Raw genomic sequence first — 19,661 nt, forward strand, 5'->3', positions numbered from 1 at the left:
AAGCCATTTTTTTGATAGAAAAAAATTTTGGTCGCCGATAACTTTCCAGCTCCACAAGGAATGCAACGACAGCTTTATCATCGCACGACTAAAAGTGTTAGCTTTTAGGAGGAGCGCCTGCCCCTCGAGGTCACAAGGCTGTCTAGTTGCGGCTCCTAGTGACGAAAGACTAGCCAATCCCTTCCAAGGAAAGTACACTTCTTGCAGGGCTCGTCTTATGCTTGTCGTCCCTGTGCAGTCGCCTCTACATGTAGGGCAGCCTCCGAAAAAAGGGAAAGAACTCCTTTCCGAGAGGCTCGTCGTGTGCTTGATGCCCACAGGTTAAGGAAGGCTTCGACGGTATACACACCGCACGACAAAATAGGCAGCTTTTGAGAGATATGGCGTTCTTACTGCAAGGCGCTTGCGCTTTTCTTATTGCAAGCAAATTTATTAGGTAATAAATCACAGGGTCTTCCGCCTTATGCAAACGCTTTCCTGCATGGATTAATATATAATTGCAGGAAACTTTAAACAATTTGCAAAGGAGGACTTATGTTGAGAGGGTATAAACAGTTTATTTTTCTGGCCGCTGCTATAATATTGGCGGCATCCAATTTTTTATCCCCATTCATGCAAACGATTGCATCAGCTAAAAAAACGACACAAGGGCTCGATCAGACTACGGCAGTCACTATCCATTATCAGCCTGCAGAGGGCAATGCGAAAGATTGGAATTTATGGGTATGGCCTAAAGATGGCGAAGGTCAGGCTTTTGAATTCACTGGTGAAGATGAATTTGGACTCACTGCAGAGATTGTACTCCCTGGAATCCATGATGAAGTTGGGTTTATTGTCCGTACTGACAGCTGGGAGAAGGATGGGGGAGACCGATTCATCAATGTACAGAGCGGCAATGATGAAGTATGGGTAAAAGCAGGCGATGAACATACATATACATCACCGCCTGATGGTGAGTACAGGGACTTTCCAGCATTTGAAAGGGTGAAGGTAAAACTCCACTACTTTCGATATGACGGTAATTATGAAGGCTGGAATTTATGGACTTGGCCAGAAGGCAAAGATGGCAAAAGAGTTGATTTTGCAGCAGAAGATGATTTTGGGAAAGTTGCTGAATTTGAGCTTGAAAATCCGGAAGGTATGACAAAGGCCGGATTATAGTCAGGAAGAGCATAGAAGGAAATGACTGGGCAGGCAAGGAATTTAGTGATCGCTTTATTACAAAGTTCGATGAAAATGGGAATGCAGAAATATGGATTGTTCAGGGAACAGAAAGAATTTATTACAATCCAGCCTATATTGAAAAAGATCCAAAAATAGTGAATGCTTCTATGGATACTTTTAATCAGATTACGCTTGAAACCAATTTTCCTTTCCAGTGGAGGGATTGGGAATCCATCATTGAAATTGACAATGCCAATATTAAAGAAGTTGTTCCTTTTGACGGGGACGAGGAAAAGGATTTTACAAATAAAGTAAGAGTGATAACAGAAGATAAACTAGATTTCAGGCAATCATATAAAATTTCTGCAGTTTCATTCGGAGAGGCAGAGGTGAAGATTGGGGATATTGTCAGATCAAAGGAATTTGATGATGCTTTCTATTATGATGGGAAGCTGGGAAACCAGTATGCGAAAAATCAAACCTCCTTCAGGCTTTGGGCTCCTACAGCAAGTGAAGCATCGATAGTGCTTTATGACAGCTGGGATGATCAGACTGCTGAAGAACTGCCTCTTAATAGAGGTGAAAAAGGAACCTGGACAACTGTTCTAAAAGGTAATCAAAATGGGCTGATTTACAATTATAAAGTTAAAATCGGAGGGGAATGGACAGAAGCGACTGATCCCTATGTCCGGGCTGTAACAGTGAATGGCGACAGGGGCGTTGTGATGGATCTGGATTCAACCGACCCTAAAAAGTGGAATAAACAGAAGCCGAAGTTAAAGAATCCAGAGGACTCCATCATTTATGAAGTTCATATACGGGACCTTTCGATTCATGAGGACAGCGGCATTAAGCATAAGGGGAAGTTCCTTGGAGCTGCTGAGAAAAGCACTTTAAATTCAAAAGGAGAAAAAACAGGTTTAAATCATATAAAAGATCTTGGAGTCACACATGTTCAGTTCCTTCCGATTTATGACTACCGGACAGTTGATGAAACAAAACTGGACGAACCACAATATAACTGGGGCTATGATCCTAAAAACTATAATGTGCCGGAAGGCTCGTATTCTACTGATCCTTATGATCCAGCTGCAAGAATTACAGAATTGAAGACAATGATTCAGGAATACCATAAAGAGCAGCTGCGGGTTGTAATGGATGTTGTGTATAATCATGTATTTGCAGTAAATGAATCCAGTTTCCATAAGCTTGTTCCAGGCTACTATTTCCGCTATAACGAAGATGGAACACTTGCCAATGGCACAGGAGTCGGCAATGATACAGCTTCGGAAAGAAAAATGATGCAGAAATTTATCGTCGACTCTGTTGCATATTGGGCTGAGGAATATAATCTTGATGGATTCCGCTTCGATCTGATGGGCATTCATGATACTGAAACAATGAATAAAGTAAGAAAGGCATTGGATAAAATTGATCCTACTATCATTATCATTGGGGAGGGATGGGATTTAAACACACCACTGGCAGCTGAAAGAAAGGCCAATCAGAAAAATGCCGAAGATATGCCTGGCATTGGCCATTTCAACGATGGCATCCGGGATGGTTTAAAAGGCAGTGTGTTTGATGAACTGGATAAAGGTTTTGTAAATGGCAAACAAGGCATGGAAAACTTTGTTCAGCAAGGAATTGCAGCAGGATTGGAATATCCGGGCACTATGGCCACATACAAAGATCCTGAACAGGCGGTTACCTATGCTGAGGCGCATGATAACCACACTCTTTGGGATAAGCTTGAACTGACTAATCCAGACGCAGCGGAGGAATCAAGAAAGAAAATGCATAAATTGGCATCTTCCATTATACTGACATCCCAAGGAATCAGCTTTGTTCATGCAGGCCAGGAATTCATGCGGACAAAATACGGGGATCACAACAGCTATAAATCCCCTGACAGTGTAAATCAGTTAGACTGGGACCGCCGAACAGATTTCAGCGGGGAAGTAGACTATTTTAAAGGTCTGATTAAGCTCAGAAAGCATTATAAATCGTTTAGAATGACATCAGCTGAGGATATTCAATCAAAGCTTGAATTTATTGATGCCCCAGATAATACGGTGGCATATAGACTGGATGCAAAAGGCCTAAAAGATAGAGCGAAAGAGATTGTTGTAATCCATAATGCAAATACAGAAACAGCCAAAATAACACTTCCAGGCAAGGGCCCTTGGCATTTGCTTGCAGACGGAAAACAGGCAGGGATAAAAAACCTAAAGATATATCAGTCAAAAACAATTGAAGTACCTGCACAAACAAGCTTTATTCTAAAAAGATAAGTAACGGAGGAGAATCCTGTCAGGGGATTCTTCTTTTGTTTTGCTTAGCGGAACAGATTGTTTTAAAAATTTCATAACTATATAGGTATTTTAACTCCCTTTGCTAAATTTTTAGGTTAATATTAAAATAGATGTCTACAATTTGTTCTACAATGCAAAGGGAGCTAAAGTATGAAATTGATAATCGCGGAAAAACCCGATCAGGGTATGACGCTGGCTTCTATTTTTAAAATGAAGAAACACCAGGGATATATTGAGATCCTTCCGAACGATATATTTCCCCAAGGGGCTCATGTTACTTGGGCTATAGGCCACCTATGCCAGCTGTCTGCCCCTGAAAAATACAAGAAGGATTGGAAAAAGTGGTCATTGGATACATTGCCCATAATTCCGGAGCAATTTCAATATGAAGTGACAAAGGATAAAGCAAAACAATTTAATATAATCAAACAGCTTGCTTCTAATCCTAACTTAACAGAAATTATCCATGCTGGTGATGCAGGGAGAGAAGGCGAGCTTATCATCCGGAATATTCTAAGGCTTACCGGTACCAGAGTGCCCATGAAAAGGCTCTGGATCTCTTCCTTGACTCCTAAAGCCATAAAGGAAGGGTTTCTTACCCTGCTGGATGAAAGTGACACAAGGAACTTATATTATGAAGCCTATACGAGAGCATGTGCCGACTGGATCGTTGGCATGAATGCTTCACGATTATACAGTCTTCTTCTGCAGCAGAAAGGCTTCTCGGATGTTTTTTCAGTAGGAAGGGTTCAGACTCCCACTTTAGCTTTAATCGTAAAAAGGGAACAGGAAATCCAGAATTTTGTTTCCGAACCTTTCTGGGAAGTAAATGCACAGTTTAAAGTAAACGGGAAAAAATATATCGGCAAGTGGGAAAAAGATGGGGAATCAAGAATTAAGACGAAGGAGCTTGCCGAAAAGATTGCGGCATTCTGCAGGGACAAAGATGCACAGGTAGAAGATGTGCAGGCCGAAAAAAAAGAATTCCTGCCGCCGATGCTTTATAACCTTTCTGCATTGCAGGCAGAAACCAACCGCAGATTCAAATTCCCGCCCAAAAAAACACTTGATGTATTGCAGAAGCTTTATCAAAAAGGAATCGTTTCATATCCTCGCTCAGATTCCAGGCATGTAACAGAAGGAGAAGCGGAAATGTTTCCGGAGATCCTCAGGAAAATGGAAACAAAAGATGAGTATAAGGAATTTTTCCCTTTGCCTTCAAGCTCGATTTTGCAGAATAAACGGTATGTGAATGATAAAAAGGTAACTGATCACTATGCCATTATTCCGACCGAACAAGTGCCCGACCTGGTAAGATTATCTTCGGATGAAAAAATTCTCTATGACCTGATCGTTAGGAGCTTAATAGCTGCACATTATGGAAAAGCTGTAACAGAATATACAACTATTAAAACCCTTGCAGATGGAAGAGCTTTGTTTTTATCCAAGGGAAAAGTACAGCTTGAAGAAGGCTGGAGAAAAGTGATTCCGCAGCAGGAGAAGGAAAAGGAACCGATTCTGCCTTTATTGCAGGCGGGTGATCAAGGTACAGTGTTAAAGGCGGATGTAAAAGAAAGCAAAACCCAGCCGCCAAAAAGGTATACGGAAGGCCAGCTGATTACACTGATGAAAACGGCCGGGAAGCAAATCGAAGATAAGGAACTTGAGAAGGTCCTGATGAAGACGGAAGGCCTTGGAACGGAAGCTACAAGGGCGGGAATCATCACAATGCTGAAGGAGCGCAAATACATTGATATAAAGAAGAATCTTGTATATGCAAACTCAAAAGCAAAAATCCTGATAGAAGCAATAGGCACAGAAATACTGGCTTCTCCAGAAATGACAGCCAAATGGGAACAGCGGCTGAAGGATATTTCGGATGGTCAGGCATCCCCCAAACAATTCATGGAGCAAACCAATAAAATGGTTGGCCATTTGATTTCCGCCTCCATTGAACATGCGGGAAAGTGGACATTCTCTGAGGAAGATAAAGAGGGGTTCACGCCCGGGAAATTCAAGCAAAAAAGAGCAGTCAATCTGGGCAAATGCATGCTGTGTGATGGTAAAGCTGTTGATAAGGGGAGCTTTTATGGCTGCTCCAATTATAATAAAACAAAATGCACTTTCACTATTTCCAAAAGCATTATGGGCAAGACGATGACTCAGAAACTGATCAAACAGCTACTGAAGGATGGGGAAACAGACTTAGTTGAAGGTTTTACAAGCAAAGGAAAGGATAAAACATTTTCAGCTAAATTAACCTGGGACCGACAGGAGAATAGAGTCAAATTTCTCTTCCCGCAAAAGACCTGAATTTGCTTGCTGCAGCGAATTTCCTTGTCTCCATTTTCCAACTGTAGTAAAATCGTTAAAGTCTTATAATTGTTAATGAATGAAATAAAGTGGACATGGCGCTCTGCGCATTTATAATATCTGAATTTATATCTTTGAATTTTGAGAATGGTCTAGCTCGAGCGGCTACCCCCTCGAGATCACAAGTCAATCCTCCCAAAGAGGCAAAGAACGCCTTTCTGATAGGCTCGTCTTGTGTTTGTCGGGGGTGGGCAAGGCGCTTGCGCTTTTCTAATTGGCAGGAGGTTGCGTAATGCCAACACCAAGTATGGAAGATTACATTGAACAAATATATATGTTAATCGAGGACAAAGGATATGCCAGAGTTTCTGATATTGCCGAGGCTCTCTCTGTACATCCCTCTTCTGTGACAAAAATGGTTCAGAAGCTTGATAAGGATGAGTATCTAGTTTATGAAAAGTATCGAGGGCTTATTTTAACGCCAAAAGGAAAAAAAGTCGGCAAGAGGCTTGTATATCGGCATGAGCTTTTAGAACAGCTCCTGCGTATTATTGGAGTTAAAGAAGAAAATATTTATGAAGATGTGGAAGGCATTGAACATCACCTGAGCTGGGATGCCATCGATAGGGTTGGCGACTTGGTTCAGTTTTTTGAAGAGGATGATAGCCGCATTGGAGTACTGAGGGAAATCCAGCGTAAAAATGAAGAAGAACAGTAAAAACCTGACTGCTTTCGTCAGGTTTTTTTCATGCACCGGACTTTTTTAATAGAAGCTGGGAAAATCATCAAAAGATGACGCAAAGGAAGGATTCAGATATATCGAACCATCTTCGTTTTCATAAATTTGAATACCTTCAATCAAGCCTTCTTTAGCCTCCAATAGTGCTTTCCGATAAGAAATGATCCTTCCTCCGGAAGTCTGGAATGAAATAATCTCTTCATTGTTGTTTCTGTAGACTGCAGTCAGCTGTTCACCGTTCATATAAACACTCCTTATTCATTTTCTATCAGTATTGTTGACTTTTTTAACATTTTATAATCAGAGGTATTTTTGATAATCTTAGCGAATTTAAAATATTGGGAACTTTTTTAATGAACAATCGTATGCATACACGGGGGGATATGATGAGCACTTTTAACTGGTCTGCAGAAGCAGAGAGGCTTTGGGATGAAAATTCGGAATCATGGAATGCAAAGAGTGCAGCAATGTGGGAGGAAGGGAGCCGAAAGGATATCATCTCCTTCTTCGAAAAGCATGTCAAAAAGGGATCTGCCGTATGTGACCTTGGATGCGGTGATGGGTATGGTTCATATAAACTTGCTTTGGCTGGCTATAAAGTTATCGGGATTGATGTCTCTGAAGAGATGATACATAAAGCAGAAAAATTGAACGAAAAAACAGGTGCGGTATTTAAGAAAGAAGACATTTCAGATCTTACCCTTGAAGAGAATGCACTTGATGCGGTCCTTGCCATCAATTCACTGGAATGGACAGAGAGCCCGCTGGATGTATTAAAAGAAATTCGGCGAACTGTTAAGCCGGGCGGAAGGGCATGTATAGGCATTCTTGGTCCAACAGCTGCACCCAGGGCTAACAGCTACCGCAGGCTTTATAAGGAAAAAGTTATCTGCAATACCATGATGCCGTGGGAGTTTGAACGGCTTGCAAAAGAAAACGGATGGTCAAAGATTGATGAACTTGGTGTTTATAAAAAAGCATCAGACCAGCTTTCAAAAGGCTCGCTGACGGATGAGCTAAAGCAATCATTATCTTTTATGTGGATCTTTATGCTTGAAAACAGGAAAAATGAAGGGATGGGAAGAGAATGAGCAGATATTCAATTGAAGAGTTTGTAAAGCAGACAAAACAGCAGGATAAAGGAGAAGGATTATTTGAACTTGAAACACCAAGGATGCTCGAAATTAATTTAACCAGCCAGGTTTGGGCTAAAGCAGGCGGGATGGTTTCCTACCGCGGCCAAATTAAGTTTGAACGCGAGGGGATACTCGAGCATGGCTTAGGAAAAATGTTTAAAAAGGCACTTACTGGAGAAGGGGCAGCTTTAATGAAAGCTACGGGCAACGGAAAGCTGTACCTTGCAGACCAAGGAAAGAAAATTTCAATTCTGAATCTCGATGGAGATGCCATCTTTGTAAATGGGAATGATCTGCTTGCATTCGAGCCTTCCATCAGCTGGGACATTAAGTTAATGAAGAGGATGGCAGGCATGCTTGCAGGAGGTTTGTTCAACGTCCGTTTAGAAGGAACAGGAATGGTGGCTATCACTTCTCACTATGAGCCGCTGACACTCTTGGTTACTCCTGATAATCCGGTGTATACGGATCCAAATGCGACAGTTGCATGGTCAGGTACACTGCAGCCGGAATTTGTGACAGATATCTCATTTAAAACGTTCCTTGGAAGAGGAAGTGGAGAGTCGATCCAAATGAAGTTTTCAGGCAACGGCTTTGTAGTAGTTCAGCCATTTGAAGAAGTGTATTATGCTCAGCAATCATAAGGAAAAGCCGGTATTTGAGAGGGGCAAACCTCTCAAATACCGGCTTTTTTCATGCTTTGCTGCAAATTAAGTTATCCGTTCACTGCACTATTAATCCCAATCATAAGGAGTTTCCTGGTAAACATAGTAGTTCAGCCAGTTGGAAAACATTAAATGGGCATGTGACCGCCATTTATTATGGGGGTTTCTGCCGGGATCATTATTCGGGAAATAGTGTTTTGGCATGGGGACCTGCAGGCCTCTGGTTCTGTCTCTTGTGTATTCTTCCGCAAGTGTGCCTGCTTCATATTCCAGGTGTCCTGTTACCATGATTTGTCTTCCGCTGTTGGCACTCATGATGAAAGGACCCGCTTCCTCAGATGATGACAGGAGCTTGACTTCCGGGTGTTTCAGCAATTGCTCTGTATAAACATCAGTATGGCGCGAATGCGGAGCAAAGTAGATGTCATCGAATCCTCTCAATAATTTCTCGCTTCTGTCATGGACTTCATGAAGGTAAACGCCTGAGCACTTTTCAGGCAGCTCATATTTTCCGATTCCAAAGTGATAGAATAACGCTGCCTGTGCTCCCCAGCATATATGCAGGGTGGAAGTAACATTCGTTTTCGTCCACTCCATTATTACGGTTAGTTCCTCCCAATAGTCCACTTCTTTAAAGTCGAGAAGCTCTACAGGTGCTCCAGTTATGATCATCCCGTCAAATTTGCGGTTTCGGACTTGCTCAAACGTAGTATAGAATTGTTCGAGATGCATAGGACTGGTATTTTTTGATTGATGTGTGGCAGTTTTTAAAAACGAGATGTTCACCTGTAAAGGCGTATTTCCAAGGAGTCTTAAAAGGTGTGCTTCGGTTTTTTCTTTTTCAGGCATCAAATTCAGGATGAGGATATTTAATGGGCGAATATCCTGCTGTTTGGCACGATCCTCATCCATGATAAATATATTTTCTTCCTCTAAGATCTCCCTTGCAGGAAGCAGCTTAGGAATTTTTATTGGCAAGTGATCATCTCCCTGTGCAAAAATTCAATTAAACTTATTATAAAGACGATTCGAAATTGTATCAATGCTTCACTGTGTGAAAATGCGAAAATATCAAAAGTAAATGACAATATTTCGATTCGGGGATGGTACAATATAGCTGTAAGGAACCTATACATATTGGATTCTAGGGGGATAAAAATGAATGTGAAACCGATTGTAAAATCAGACATTGAAATTGCCCAGGCATCTGCAATGAAGCCTATTGCGGAAATAGCTGAAAAAATCGGGCTCTTAGAGGATGATCTGGAGCTTTTCGGCAAGTATAAAGCAAAATTATCCGCTGATACCTTAAAGAAATTAAGTATGAAAGAAAGCGGAAAAATAATTCTTGTCACCTCCATTAATCCGACACCTGCAGGAGAAGGAAAATCCACAGTAACAGTCGGTCTTGCCGATGCTTTCAACAGACTTGGCAAAAAAGCTATGGTCGCGATGAGGGAACCTTCTCTTGGGCCAACTATGGGAATCAAGGGCGGAGCAACCGGCGGAGGGTATTCGCAGGTTCTGCCGATGGAAGACATCAATCTGCATTTTACCGGTGATCTTCACGCAATCACTACAGCCAATAATGCATTGGCTGCCCTGATTGATAATCACCTCCAGCAGGGGAATCTGTTAAATATTGACCAGAGAAGGATAGTATGGAAGCGTGCCCTGGATTTGAACGACCGTGCATTAAGAAAAATAGTCATTGGCCTTGGAGGGCCTGTACAAGGTGTTCCGAGAGAAGATGGATTTGATATCACTGTGGCTTCAGAAATTATGGCCGTCCTATGCCTTGCCTCTGACCTTCAGAACTTGAAGGAAAGACTGGGGAAAATGGTGATAGCATACAATTATGATAAACAGCCGGTAACAGTAGCCGATCTTGGAGTGGAAGGAGCTCTTACTTTGCTTCTTAAAGAAGCAGTCAAACCTAATCTGGTGCAGACAATTGAACATACACCGGCATTGGTTCATGGCGGCCCGTTTGCCAATATTGCTCATGGGTGCAACAGTGTGATTGCAACTGCCGCTGCCTCCAAGCTGGCTGACTATGTAGTGACAGAAGCCGGTTTTGGCGCGGATCTTGGTGCTGAAAAGTTTTTAAATATTAAAGCCAGAACAGAGGGCATTGACCCTGAAGCAGTGGTGATTGTAGCTACAATCCGTGCTCTAAAAATGCATGGCGGTTTGTCAAAAGCAGAATTGGGCAAAGAAGATACTGAAGCACTCACTAAAGGCTTTGCTAATTTAAAAAAGCATATTGAAACAATTGAAAGTTTTGGCCTTCCGTATGTAGTGGCTATTAACCGGTTTATTTCCGATAGCGAGAATGAAATAGAGGTCCTTACAGAACTTTGCAGTGAGGCCGGCATGCCAGTGGCGCTGACAGAGGTTTGGGAAAAAGGCGGGCAGGGAGGAATTGAGCTGGCCGAGAAGCTCCTGGGAATTTTGGATGAAAAAGCAGCGAATTTCAGCCACCTATATGATTTATCTTTGCCTCTTGAGGAGAAAATTCTAACAGTAGCCCAGACGGTTTATGGCGCAAGCAAAGTGGAATACTCAACTAAAGCCAAAAAGCAGATAAAAGACTTTGAAAGCTTTGGCTGGGGCGTCCTGCCGGTTTGTATGGCTAAAACACAATATTCATTATCTGATGATCCTTCAAAGCTTGGAAGGCCATCAGATTTTACCATTACTATACGCGAGCTGAAGCCATCTATTGGTGCAGGATTCATTGTAGCACTCACCGGTGATGTGATGACTATGCCTGGATTGCCTAAAGCCCCTGCAGCCATGAACATGGATGTAGATGAAGATGGGAATGCTGTCGGCCTATTTTAAGGGGGAATTAGCCCATGTTTGACCCAACGGCCTTTGAGAATATGAAGGTTGTAATGGAAGGCGGATTCTATGACCGGGATCTGGACGGTGAAATAAGAATCGTTGATCGAAATGACATATTAAACTCAGCTAAAATGAGCCGGAGGTATGACATTACTTTCACAGACATTGCAAAAGGGCTGGCAGAGATTTTCTGTACCTTTACAATGGAAGCGGGATTGGATAATCTCGCAGCTGAGCTATTGCCTCAAGGGAAATCTGAGAAGCTGGCAGGCTGCCGGATTAATGTAAAATTTACAATTAAGCATCCACAAGATTCAAAATCATTTCTGCAAATCCGTGAAGTTCTGCGTCATATCTGGGGCAGTGAACGGAAGGTCGAACAGACTGTAAAATACAACCCTGAAAATATGAAGGCCTTGGCCGAAACAGAAACCGTCATTTCTTTTAACCGGCTTATTCATGAAGAACAGATAGATGATCTGAATGAAATGATCACTTATATGACCGCTTCGATGAAAGCTTTAAGAAAAGTCTATATTTAATATGAATGCGTCTTGCCGAAAATAGCAAGGCGCTTTTTTCGTATGGAATTTATACGGAAAATTCAAAATTATATTTACAATCACTTACTCTGATAATACGATTAAGAAGGAATGGAAAAACATTCCGAATAATATCAAAAGGAGGAGAGGCAAATGGTTTTGGTTATCATTGAAGGAAAAGGAATTGAGAAGGGTAGACAAGACGTAACCTAGTCAGGAGGACAAAGGTATGATTCAAAGTACAGACAAAATAGTCATTGCAGAGTATCATGAGGGCTTTGCGGCAGGAATAGCAAAAATGTGGAACTTGAGCAGAGACAGCTGGGGCGGAGATACCAGTGTAATGACTGAAGAACAAGTAAAAACGAAGGAAGCGAATAATGGCAATATTACTTTATACTTAGCGCTGTATGGTGAAGAGGTCGTAGGCTATTGCGGGTTATCGGAATATAAAGAAGATACGGGATCCCTATACATCCCTCTTTTAAATGTAAGGCCGGATTACCATGGACGGAAAATAGGAAAGATGCTTGTGCTGAAAGCGCTGCAAAAAACAATTGAATTGGGCTGGCCGCGCCTTGACTTGTATACATGGCCAGGAAATGTGAAAGCTGTCCCGCTTTACAAAAAATGCGGTTTCTTCTGGGAAGACAGAGATGATACAACACACTTAATGAATTTTATTCCGGCTGTTCATCAGACACAGCTTTTGAAACCTGCCTTCGAAAAGCTTGATTGGTATAGCAGCAGCATGAGAGAAATTGACGTGAAGCCAGATGGAATCAAAGAAAGCGGCTTTACATTTTACGAGTATTTATGGGAGAGCGGGGAAGTGTCTGCGAGAGTCAGGTTTGAAAGAACGGGCAGAGGAATCAGTTTAATAGAAACGGATGATTACCTTCTAGAACTATCCATGGATCATCATGAAGTAATCGGAAATGAAATCCAAAATTTCCAGCTCAAATTCATCAATAAGACGGGAGTTCCTGTTTCTTTTAAGGCTGAAGGCAATAACCAGGGAAGAGTCGAAGCTGTTTTCGAACATGACCTGATGGCGGAGAGTGACGCGGTAATTACCGGACAATTCATAGTGCATGAAGGGGAAGAGCCTAGTATCTGGAAAACGCATCCTTCATTAGAAGTTAAGGTGTGGGTAAATGGTGAGGAGTGTGAATTGCGCCTTGGTCTGCTGCCTAAGCAGCCAGCCAAAATTACAGGCGGTTCAAAAGGGAATCTCAGGTTTATAAATCAGGAAGCTGAATTGGAAATTGAGGTTGAGAACAACCTTGAAGAAGACGCCGTATTTCACCTTTCATTTCCTGTAAGTGATCTTGTCGAATTAGAAGAGCGGGACTTTAGAATAGAGCTTCACAAAAAAGGGCGTAAGTTGCTGAAGGTGCCTTTCATTGTTAAAAAATATGGCTTTTATCAGCCGGAAATGGCAATATTGGCAATAAAGGAGAATGGAGACGAACTCGCTTTTTCATGCAGCTCAATGGGCATCCCCATTAAAAGCTTCGGTCAAAAGTTCGGGGGAGAGTCAAAGGATTATTGGCATATCTGCAATGGAATCTGCCAGGTGAATATCCGTAAATTGGATTATAAAATAACGGCTGGCAGGAACGAAAGTGTTAACCAGCCTTTCGCGTTTTTTGCTCCTAAACTTGGGAAACCCTTTTCAGCTGAATTTTCAAAGGCAAAGCCGGTGGCAGCTGAGTGGTTTACAGATGACACGGCAATCACTTTCAAATTGGTATTCAAGTCTGAAGCATTTACAGGTATTCTTGTATCATTGTTTACATCCCTATATGGTGAAGGCCTTGTTAAAATATGGGCTGAATTGACAAACGAAGGGGATGAAAAATATGAGAATCTGTATTTCAGCCAGCCGTTATATTATGAAATGCAGAAGCCGTATTTCCCCCTGGATAATGAAGTAATCGAGTTTTCTGACATAAAAGAATTGGGGTTCATGGAGTTATCAGGTATAACCGAAAATTGGTTTTTCGCCGATCATAACGGCGAGCCGGTTGGATTCTGCTGGCCGAAAAATGCGAAGTCCAATCCTGATGGGTGGCAATTTTACTATCAGCAGGAAACTGGCTGCATTGAATCGGGAGATCAGATAGTATTGGCACCTGGCTATTTATCAATAGGAGCTTTCCGGACATGGGAAGAAATGCGGCATTTTGCAGGTGTCGGGACAGAGTATAAAAAAAATGTTTACCAAGAAAAAGCACTAATTATCAATAGGGGAAATCCAGTTGCAAAAGAACAGGATACAGCAGAATTCACTCTTAAAACATATCGTTCTAGTTATCTTAATGGCACTATTGATTTATATTTAAATACAGATAAAAAACAAACCTCAAATTTCAGTCAAGAACAGGAATTAAGTGTGTTCAAATCCAATTTTCCTATTAAGGATACGGAACCTCTATCTATTATAAATGCTGAAATTACCCTTGACAGTGAAAAGAAGCAAGTAAGGGAACTTTTGCTTGTGCCCCGGGGTAATGTCCGTAAGCTTACGGAAGAGCATGGCGGCAAGACTGTTTATATCATGGATAATGGCATCATTAGTTTAAAAGGTGCACCGGATTTTTATCCTGGCTTATTCTCATTAACCTATAAAGAGAGGGAGTGGCTTGATTCATCCTTTCCCGAACCGGTTGCCAAAGGATGGTGGAACCCATGGACTGGCGGCATGAAAACTGTGCCATCGCAAATGAGTGTGTTCTCGCTATTGAAGGAGTCATCTTCTGCTGAATTTACCAGTGTTAAAGATTCGTATGGAAACGAATGGTCTGCATTGGCCATCAGTACGAAAGTTGTCCATCACTCCATATGGAAAGGCCTTGAATATACACAGTATTTCGCGTTATTGCCGGGAGTGCCGCTCCTTGCCCATTGGGTAAAAGCGGAGAATGCAGGCGGGAAGTACCTGTTAAATGAAAAATGGATTACAGATTTATTTATAGCCGGTAGCTCATTAAAGGATCTTACTCTTACAGTAAGTGACAAAGGAGCAGAATCAGCATATCAGGCCGGAGTTGAGGAGCAGTCATTTGTTCTAATTGATGGATCCCGTATTTCCAGCTGCCTGTCTCCTGAAAATATGTATGTAATGAGAAGTAAAGATAATGAATTCCTTGGAGCATATATGAATAAAGAAGCATTCGAAGTTATTTCGGAACGAAAAGCAGGCCCATTGGCCAAACCGGGCTTTATTGCATTTGATGAAAGAAGCTTCGAGGGCAGACTGCTTAATAGACTCCACAACCTGGAATTCTGCTAAAGGAGAAATTATGAAAGTCATAGATGCACATATTCATTTTTCTGATATTAAATCATTTCATCATACTGCCAATGAACTCTCACTTGTAGATTATTCATACCATGGGCATCAGCAGGAGTTCCAAAAAGCTAATGTAGTCTTGAGCATTGCAATGGGGCTTACAGAAACAGAAAATATGGGCTTTCCGGATTATGAAGCAAGAACGCCTATGGGGCTTGACCTGGATGATAAGATACCGGCTAATGTTGTTTACTGCGCTGGCATCAATCCATATGATCTCAATGAAGGAGCTCTTCAAAGGCTGGAGGATAATCTGCAAAAGCCGAACGTGGCAGGGATCAAGATTTACCTGGGATATTATCCTTTCTACGCCTATGATGATGTTTATGAACCTGTGTACGAACTCGCTGCAAAATATGGAGTTCCTGTTGTATTTCATACAGGAGATACTTATTCAGAAAGGGGATTGCTTAAGTATTCTCACCCGCTGGCTATTGACGAGGTTGCTGTTAAACACCGGAATGTTAATTTCATGATGGCTCATTTTGGAGACCCATGGACTTTGACAGGAGCTGAAATCATATACAAGAATCCAAATGTCTATGCGGATCTTTCAGGCCTGATTGTCGGTACAGAAAAAGAATTGAAGAAGCGCAGCAAAGGAAGATTTTTGGATCATCTGAGGCATGCTTTAGTGTTTGCAGATTCTTACGATAAATTGCTGTTTGGAACTGATTGGCCTCTTGCGCCAGTAGGTCCTTATATTGAATTTATAAAAGAACTCATACCTGAAGAGCATCATGAAGATGTATTTTACAATACCGCTATAAAGGTTTTTCCTAAAATCAAGCCTTTTCTGCCATAGAACCTGCGGCTGGAAGAGAAATCTTTCACTTCCAGCCTTTCAAATAGTCTTAATTACATACATACACGTATAAATATCTTAAAAGGGGGCGGCTATAGTGGATAAAATTGCATGGGTAACAGACAGCACTGCTTTTTTAAATAACGAGTTAAGAGACCATCCTCACATGTACCAGATTCCGATGACCATCATTATGGATGGCAAAGAATATACAGATGGAGTTGATTTAACACCGGAAGAACTTTATGCGAGCTTAAAAACCCTTGATACTCCTCCAAAAACTTCCCAGCCATCAATTGGTGCTTTTCAGGAGTTATATGAAAATCTGCAGAAGGACTATGACTGTATTATCGCAGTGCTGGTATCGGCAAAACTCAGCGGGACTGTTTCTTCCAGTGAACAGGCAGCCCAGCTGGTTGATATACCAGTATACAGCATAGACTCCAAGATATTATCATACCCTTTAACAAGATTAATCCTTAAGGGGATGGAATTGGCAGAAGCCGGACTGGATATTAAAGAAATTATCCGCAGGCTTGAGGCACTCCGCGATACGGGAGAAACCTATGTCCTCATTGGGAGTCTTGAACAGCTTCATAGAAGCGGCAGGATGTCCGGAGTTCAGTTTTTCCTGGGCAGCATGCTAAATGTAAAGCCGATCATTTCAGTTCGTGATGGGGAATTAAGCGTAAAAGAGAAAGCCAGAAGCGAAAGAAAGGCAAAAGACAAAATTGTGAATCTGCTCAAGGGTGCACATGAGAGAAAACTGCTGAAGGAAGTATTCATCCTATACGGTTTGCATCCGGAAGAAGCGGAGACATGGAAGAAGGAGCTCCAGGAAGAATTTAATGGAGTTGAATTTGGATGCTATTCTTTGGGGGCTACCATTGGCGTCCATGCAGGAGAAAATACACTTGGCATCAGCTGGCTGAATGGCCTGGAATAAAATAGCTTAGGGACCTGGTGCAGGAAATCAAATACTGGTTTTCTGCGCCATTTTTTTATCGGTGCCGTCTGTAAGAATGAATCCAATAAATGGTTCTATAGATATGGCATTACCTTGCCATCGTTTCTTTTTGGGACTAATGTTAAAATGGAGTGTGGAGTTTGAAAGCAGGTGAAATAATGAAGGAAAAAAATATACATTTAACAGAAAAATTCGTCCGGGATACACTCGGAGAAGATTCAACCGGGCATGACTGGCATCATATTGAGCGGGTGAGAAAAAATGCCCTTTACATAGCCAAAAAGGAACAAGCAGGAGATCCTTTTTTAATTGAAATGGCAGCGCTGCTTCATGATATACCCGATGCTAAGCTGAACACTTCAAGGGAAGCGGGAGAAAGGAAGCTATCTGATTTTCTGCAGGAAATTGAGATTGCAGAAGAAGCTTCCAGCAGCATTAAGACAATTATTGATTCAGTTTCTTTTAAAGGCGGCAATAACAAGAAGGTCTTAAGCGTGGAAGCTAAAATAGTCCAGGATGCGGACCGATTGGATGCGATTGGTGCTGTAGGGATTGCACGGGCATTTGCCTATGGCGGCAAAAAAGGGCAGCCAATTCATGATCCCGGCCTTGAAATCAGAAAAGTAATGACTGAAGATGAATACCGGAATGGTAAGTCATCATCCATCAATCATTTCTACGAAAAGCTATTGAAGCTGAGAGACCTGCTAAATACTGACACTGCCAGGGAAATGGCAGAAGAGCGGCATCAAATTATGGAGAAATATCTGCATCAATTTTTTATAGAATGGAATGGTCAAGCATGAAGATGATCTCTGTGGAAAATGTTACAAAAACATATGGAGAGAAAGAACTTTTTAATGATATATCTTTTACAATCGCTGAAAAAGAAAGGGCAGGACTGATCGGTGTAAACGGTACAGGGAAATCTTCCCTGCTTAAAGTGATTGCCGGTGTTGACCTGCCAGACTCTGGAGAAATAGTCACTCCTAGAGATTACACCATTTCATATTCAGCACAGCAGCCTGAACTCAACTATGATTTAACAGTTCTCGAGCAGGTTTTTGCAGGAGATGCGCCAATTCTTGTACTGCAGAGAGAATATGAACAAGCCCTGCTGGAGCTTAGCATGCACCCCGAAGATTCAGACATTCAGCAAAATCTTTTCGAACTTCAAAAAAGAATGGATACCCTTGATGCCTGGGAAGTGAACACCGATGCAAAAACGATACTCACTAAGCTGGGTATCGAGGAGTTCAGTAAAAAGATTGGAGAGCTTTCTGGCGGGCAAAAAAAACGGGTTGCTCTGGCACAAGTATTGATCCAGTCACCTGACTTGCTGATTCTTGACGAGCCGACAAATCATCTTGATTTTGAATCGGTCAAATGGCTGGAAGAATATCTGGGCAGGTACAGGGGTGCTCTGCTCCTTGTAACACATGATCGTTATTTCCTTGACCGGGTTACAAATAGAATGTTTGAACTTGAAGGCGGAAATCTATACAGCTATAAAGGGAATTATGCTGCATTCCTTGAAGCAAAGGCGGTAAGAGAGGAAAATGAGGCGGCAGCCATCGATAAGCAGAAAAATCTGTTCAGAAGGGAACTGGAATGGATCAGAAGAGGTGCAAAAGCCCGTACCACCAAACAAAAAGCCAGAATCCAGCGGTTTGAAACCCTTGACAGCCAGCTTGCTTCAGTTAAATCCTCCGAAAAATTGGATATGTCCCTAAGCGGCAGCCGCCTAGGAAAACAGGTATTTGAACTCGAATCTGCTTCAAAAAAGTATGGCACTCAAACGATTCTGGATCATTTTGATCTTCTTGTAAAACCAGGGGATAGAATAGGGATTATCGGAAGAAATGGAACGGGGAAATCTACTCTGCTTAACATACTGGCAGGCCGGATTCCGCTTGACTCAGGTAAGCGCATTATTGGGCAGACAGTAAAAATCGCTTACTATACACAGGAAAGCGAAGATATGGATGAGAACAAGCGCATGATCGAATACCTCAAAGAAACAGCAGAAGTGGTTGAAACATCCGATGGCAAAACGATTTCTGCAGCTCAAATGCTTGAGCGCTTCCTATTTCCGGCCTATTCTCACGGCACTCCTATCCGCAAGCTTTCCGGCGGGGAAAAACGCAGGCTGTATTTATTGAAAATCTTAATGTCTGAGCCTAATGTTCTTCTGCTTGATGAGCCGACCAATAACCTTGATACTCAAACCCTAACGGTTCTCGAAGATTATCTTGAAGATTTTCCCGGTGTAGTCATTACAGTTTCGCATGACCGCTACTTCCTGGATAAAGTGGCTGAGCAGCTTCTTGTATTAAAAGGCGAGGGCAAAATCGAATCCTACTATGGAAATTACAGTGAATTTCTTGAAAGCGAGAATGCCAAGCCTGTTCAGGAAGCTGATTATGCACCCAAAAAAGCGAGGGAAACTAAGCCGAAAAAGAAGAGAATGAGCTACAAAGAAAAAAAGGAATGGGAAGAAATCGAGGGTAAAATTGAAGCGGCTGAATCCCGTCTCGAAGCGATTTCCTCAGAAATGGCCAGCATCGGCAGTGACTTTGAAAAGGGTCAGGCCTTAGTAGAAGAAGAAACAAAGCTGAATGAAGAGCTTGAATACTTGATTGAGAGATGGAGCTATCTTTCAGAAGCAGCTGAAAATGAATAATTCATACCCGGGGATTTTTCCCGGGTTTCTTTGCATATTCAGAAACAGCTAAAATGCCTCGATAATCTCCTTATGTTAAAATAATACCAGTTACCATCGTGAATATATAAAAAAGGGTGATACT

13 protein-coding genes and 1 pseudogene are annotated in these 19,661 nt (G+C 41.9%); 12 read left to right on the forward strand and 2 right to left on the reverse strand.

Translation table 11 applies throughout. From position 1 onward, the window contains the following. The first annotated feature begins 516 nt into the window (after positions 1-516). The 3 genes and pseudogenes from pulA to mntR all read left to right on the forward strand — a co-directional run bounded on the left by pulA (position 517) and on the right by mntR (position 6,510). Positions 517-3,458, forward strand: a pseudogene (gene pulA / locus NR125_RS19665) (type I pullulanase). Positions 3,459-3,629: 171 nt separating this feature from the next. Beyond that, on the forward strand, positions 3,630-5,792 hold the full coding sequence (locus NR125_RS19670; RefSeq protein ID WP_256815942.1) for a DNA topoisomerase III: 2,163 nt from the start codon (positions 3,630-3,632) through the stop codon (positions 5,790-5,792). Between the two features lie 292 nt (positions 5,793-6,084). Then, entirely contained in the window at positions 6,085-6,510 is a 426-nt protein-coding gene (gene mntR, locus NR125_RS19675; RefSeq protein WP_009332650.1) for a transcriptional regulator MntR, read from the forward strand. A 45-nt stretch (positions 6,511-6,555) separates the two neighbouring features. Here the strand turns inward: mntR and NR125_RS19680 are convergent, their stop codons facing one another. After that, a complete protein-coding gene (locus tag NR125_RS19680) occupies positions 6,556-6,774 on the reverse strand; it encodes a DUF3892 domain-containing protein (RefSeq protein WP_009332649.1) in 219 nt (72 codons plus the stop codon). A 143-nt stretch (positions 6,775-6,917) separates the two neighbouring features. Between NR125_RS19680 and NR125_RS19685 the strand changes: the two genes are divergently transcribed. Next, complete coding sequence (locus tag NR125_RS19685) at positions 6,918-7,622, forward strand: class I SAM-dependent methyltransferase (RefSeq protein WP_009332648.1); 705 nt, start codon at positions 6,918-6,920, stop codon at positions 7,620-7,622. Further along, on the forward strand, positions 7,619-8,311 hold the full coding sequence (locus NR125_RS19690; protein WP_009332647.1) for an AIM24 family protein: 693 nt from the start codon (positions 7,619-7,621) through the stop codon (positions 8,309-8,311). Before NR125_RS19685 ends, NR125_RS19690 begins: the two co-directional genes overlap by 4 nt. Positions 8,312-8,401: 90 nt before the next feature. On the opposite strand, the gene metA is transcribed toward NR125_RS19690, so the two are convergent. Next, the gene (gene metA, locus NR125_RS19695; protein ID WP_251156223.1) at positions 8,402-9,310 is read right to left on the reverse strand and encodes a homoserine O-acetyltransferase MetA; all 909 of its coding nucleotides are present in this window, start codon (positions 9,308-9,310) and stop codon (positions 8,402-8,404) included. A 180-nt stretch (positions 9,311-9,490) separates the two neighbouring features. Between metA and NR125_RS19700 the strand changes: the two genes are divergently transcribed. The 7 genes from NR125_RS19700 to NR125_RS19730 all read left to right on the forward strand — a co-directional run bounded on the left by NR125_RS19700 (position 9,491) and on the right by NR125_RS19730 (position 19,537). Beyond that, the gene (locus NR125_RS19700) at positions 9,491-11,179 is read left to right on the forward strand and encodes a formate--tetrahydrofolate ligase (RefSeq protein WP_256815945.1); all 1,689 of its coding nucleotides are present in this window, start codon (positions 9,491-9,493) and stop codon (positions 11,177-11,179) included. A 14-nt stretch (positions 11,180-11,193) separates the two neighbouring features. Continuing rightward, entirely contained in the window at positions 11,194-11,724 is a 531-nt protein-coding gene (locus NR125_RS19705) for a hypothetical protein (RefSeq protein ID WP_256815946.1), read from the forward strand. A gap of 229 nt (positions 11,725-11,953) precedes the next feature. After that, positions 11,954-15,022, forward strand: coding sequence for a GNAT family N-acetyltransferase (locus tag NR125_RS19710; protein ID WP_256815947.1), 3,069 nt, complete (start codon positions 11,954-11,956; stop codon positions 15,020-15,022). Between the two features lie 10 nt (positions 15,023-15,032). Beyond that, positions 15,033-15,887 (forward strand): amidohydrolase family protein, encoded by an 855-nt coding sequence (locus tag NR125_RS19715; protein WP_009332642.1) that lies wholly within the window; start codon positions 15,033-15,035, stop codon positions 15,885-15,887. 97 nt (positions 15,888-15,984) lie between these two features. After that, positions 15,985-16,833 (forward strand): DegV family protein, encoded by an 849-nt coding sequence (locus NR125_RS19720; RefSeq protein ID WP_256815948.1) that lies wholly within the window; start codon positions 15,985-15,987, stop codon positions 16,831-16,833. Between the two features lie 176 nt (positions 16,834-17,009). Then, complete coding sequence (locus NR125_RS19725; RefSeq protein WP_192908967.1) at positions 17,010-17,660, forward strand: HD domain-containing protein; 651 nt, start codon at positions 17,010-17,012, stop codon at positions 17,658-17,660. After that, entirely contained in the window at positions 17,657-19,537 is a 1,881-nt protein-coding gene (locus NR125_RS19730; protein ID WP_192907733.1) for an ABC-F family ATP-binding cassette domain-containing protein, read from the forward strand. The genes NR125_RS19725 and NR125_RS19730 overlap by 4 nt, the downstream gene beginning before the upstream one ends. Positions 19,538-19,661 lie beyond the last annotated feature (124 nt).

The sequence above is a fragment of the Cytobacillus sp. Bac17 genome, from assembly GCF_024519925.1.
In the GTDB taxonomy this organism is placed as follows: domain Bacteria; phylum Bacillota; class Bacilli; order Bacillales; family Cytobacillaceae; genus Cytobacillus; species Cytobacillus pseudoceanisediminis.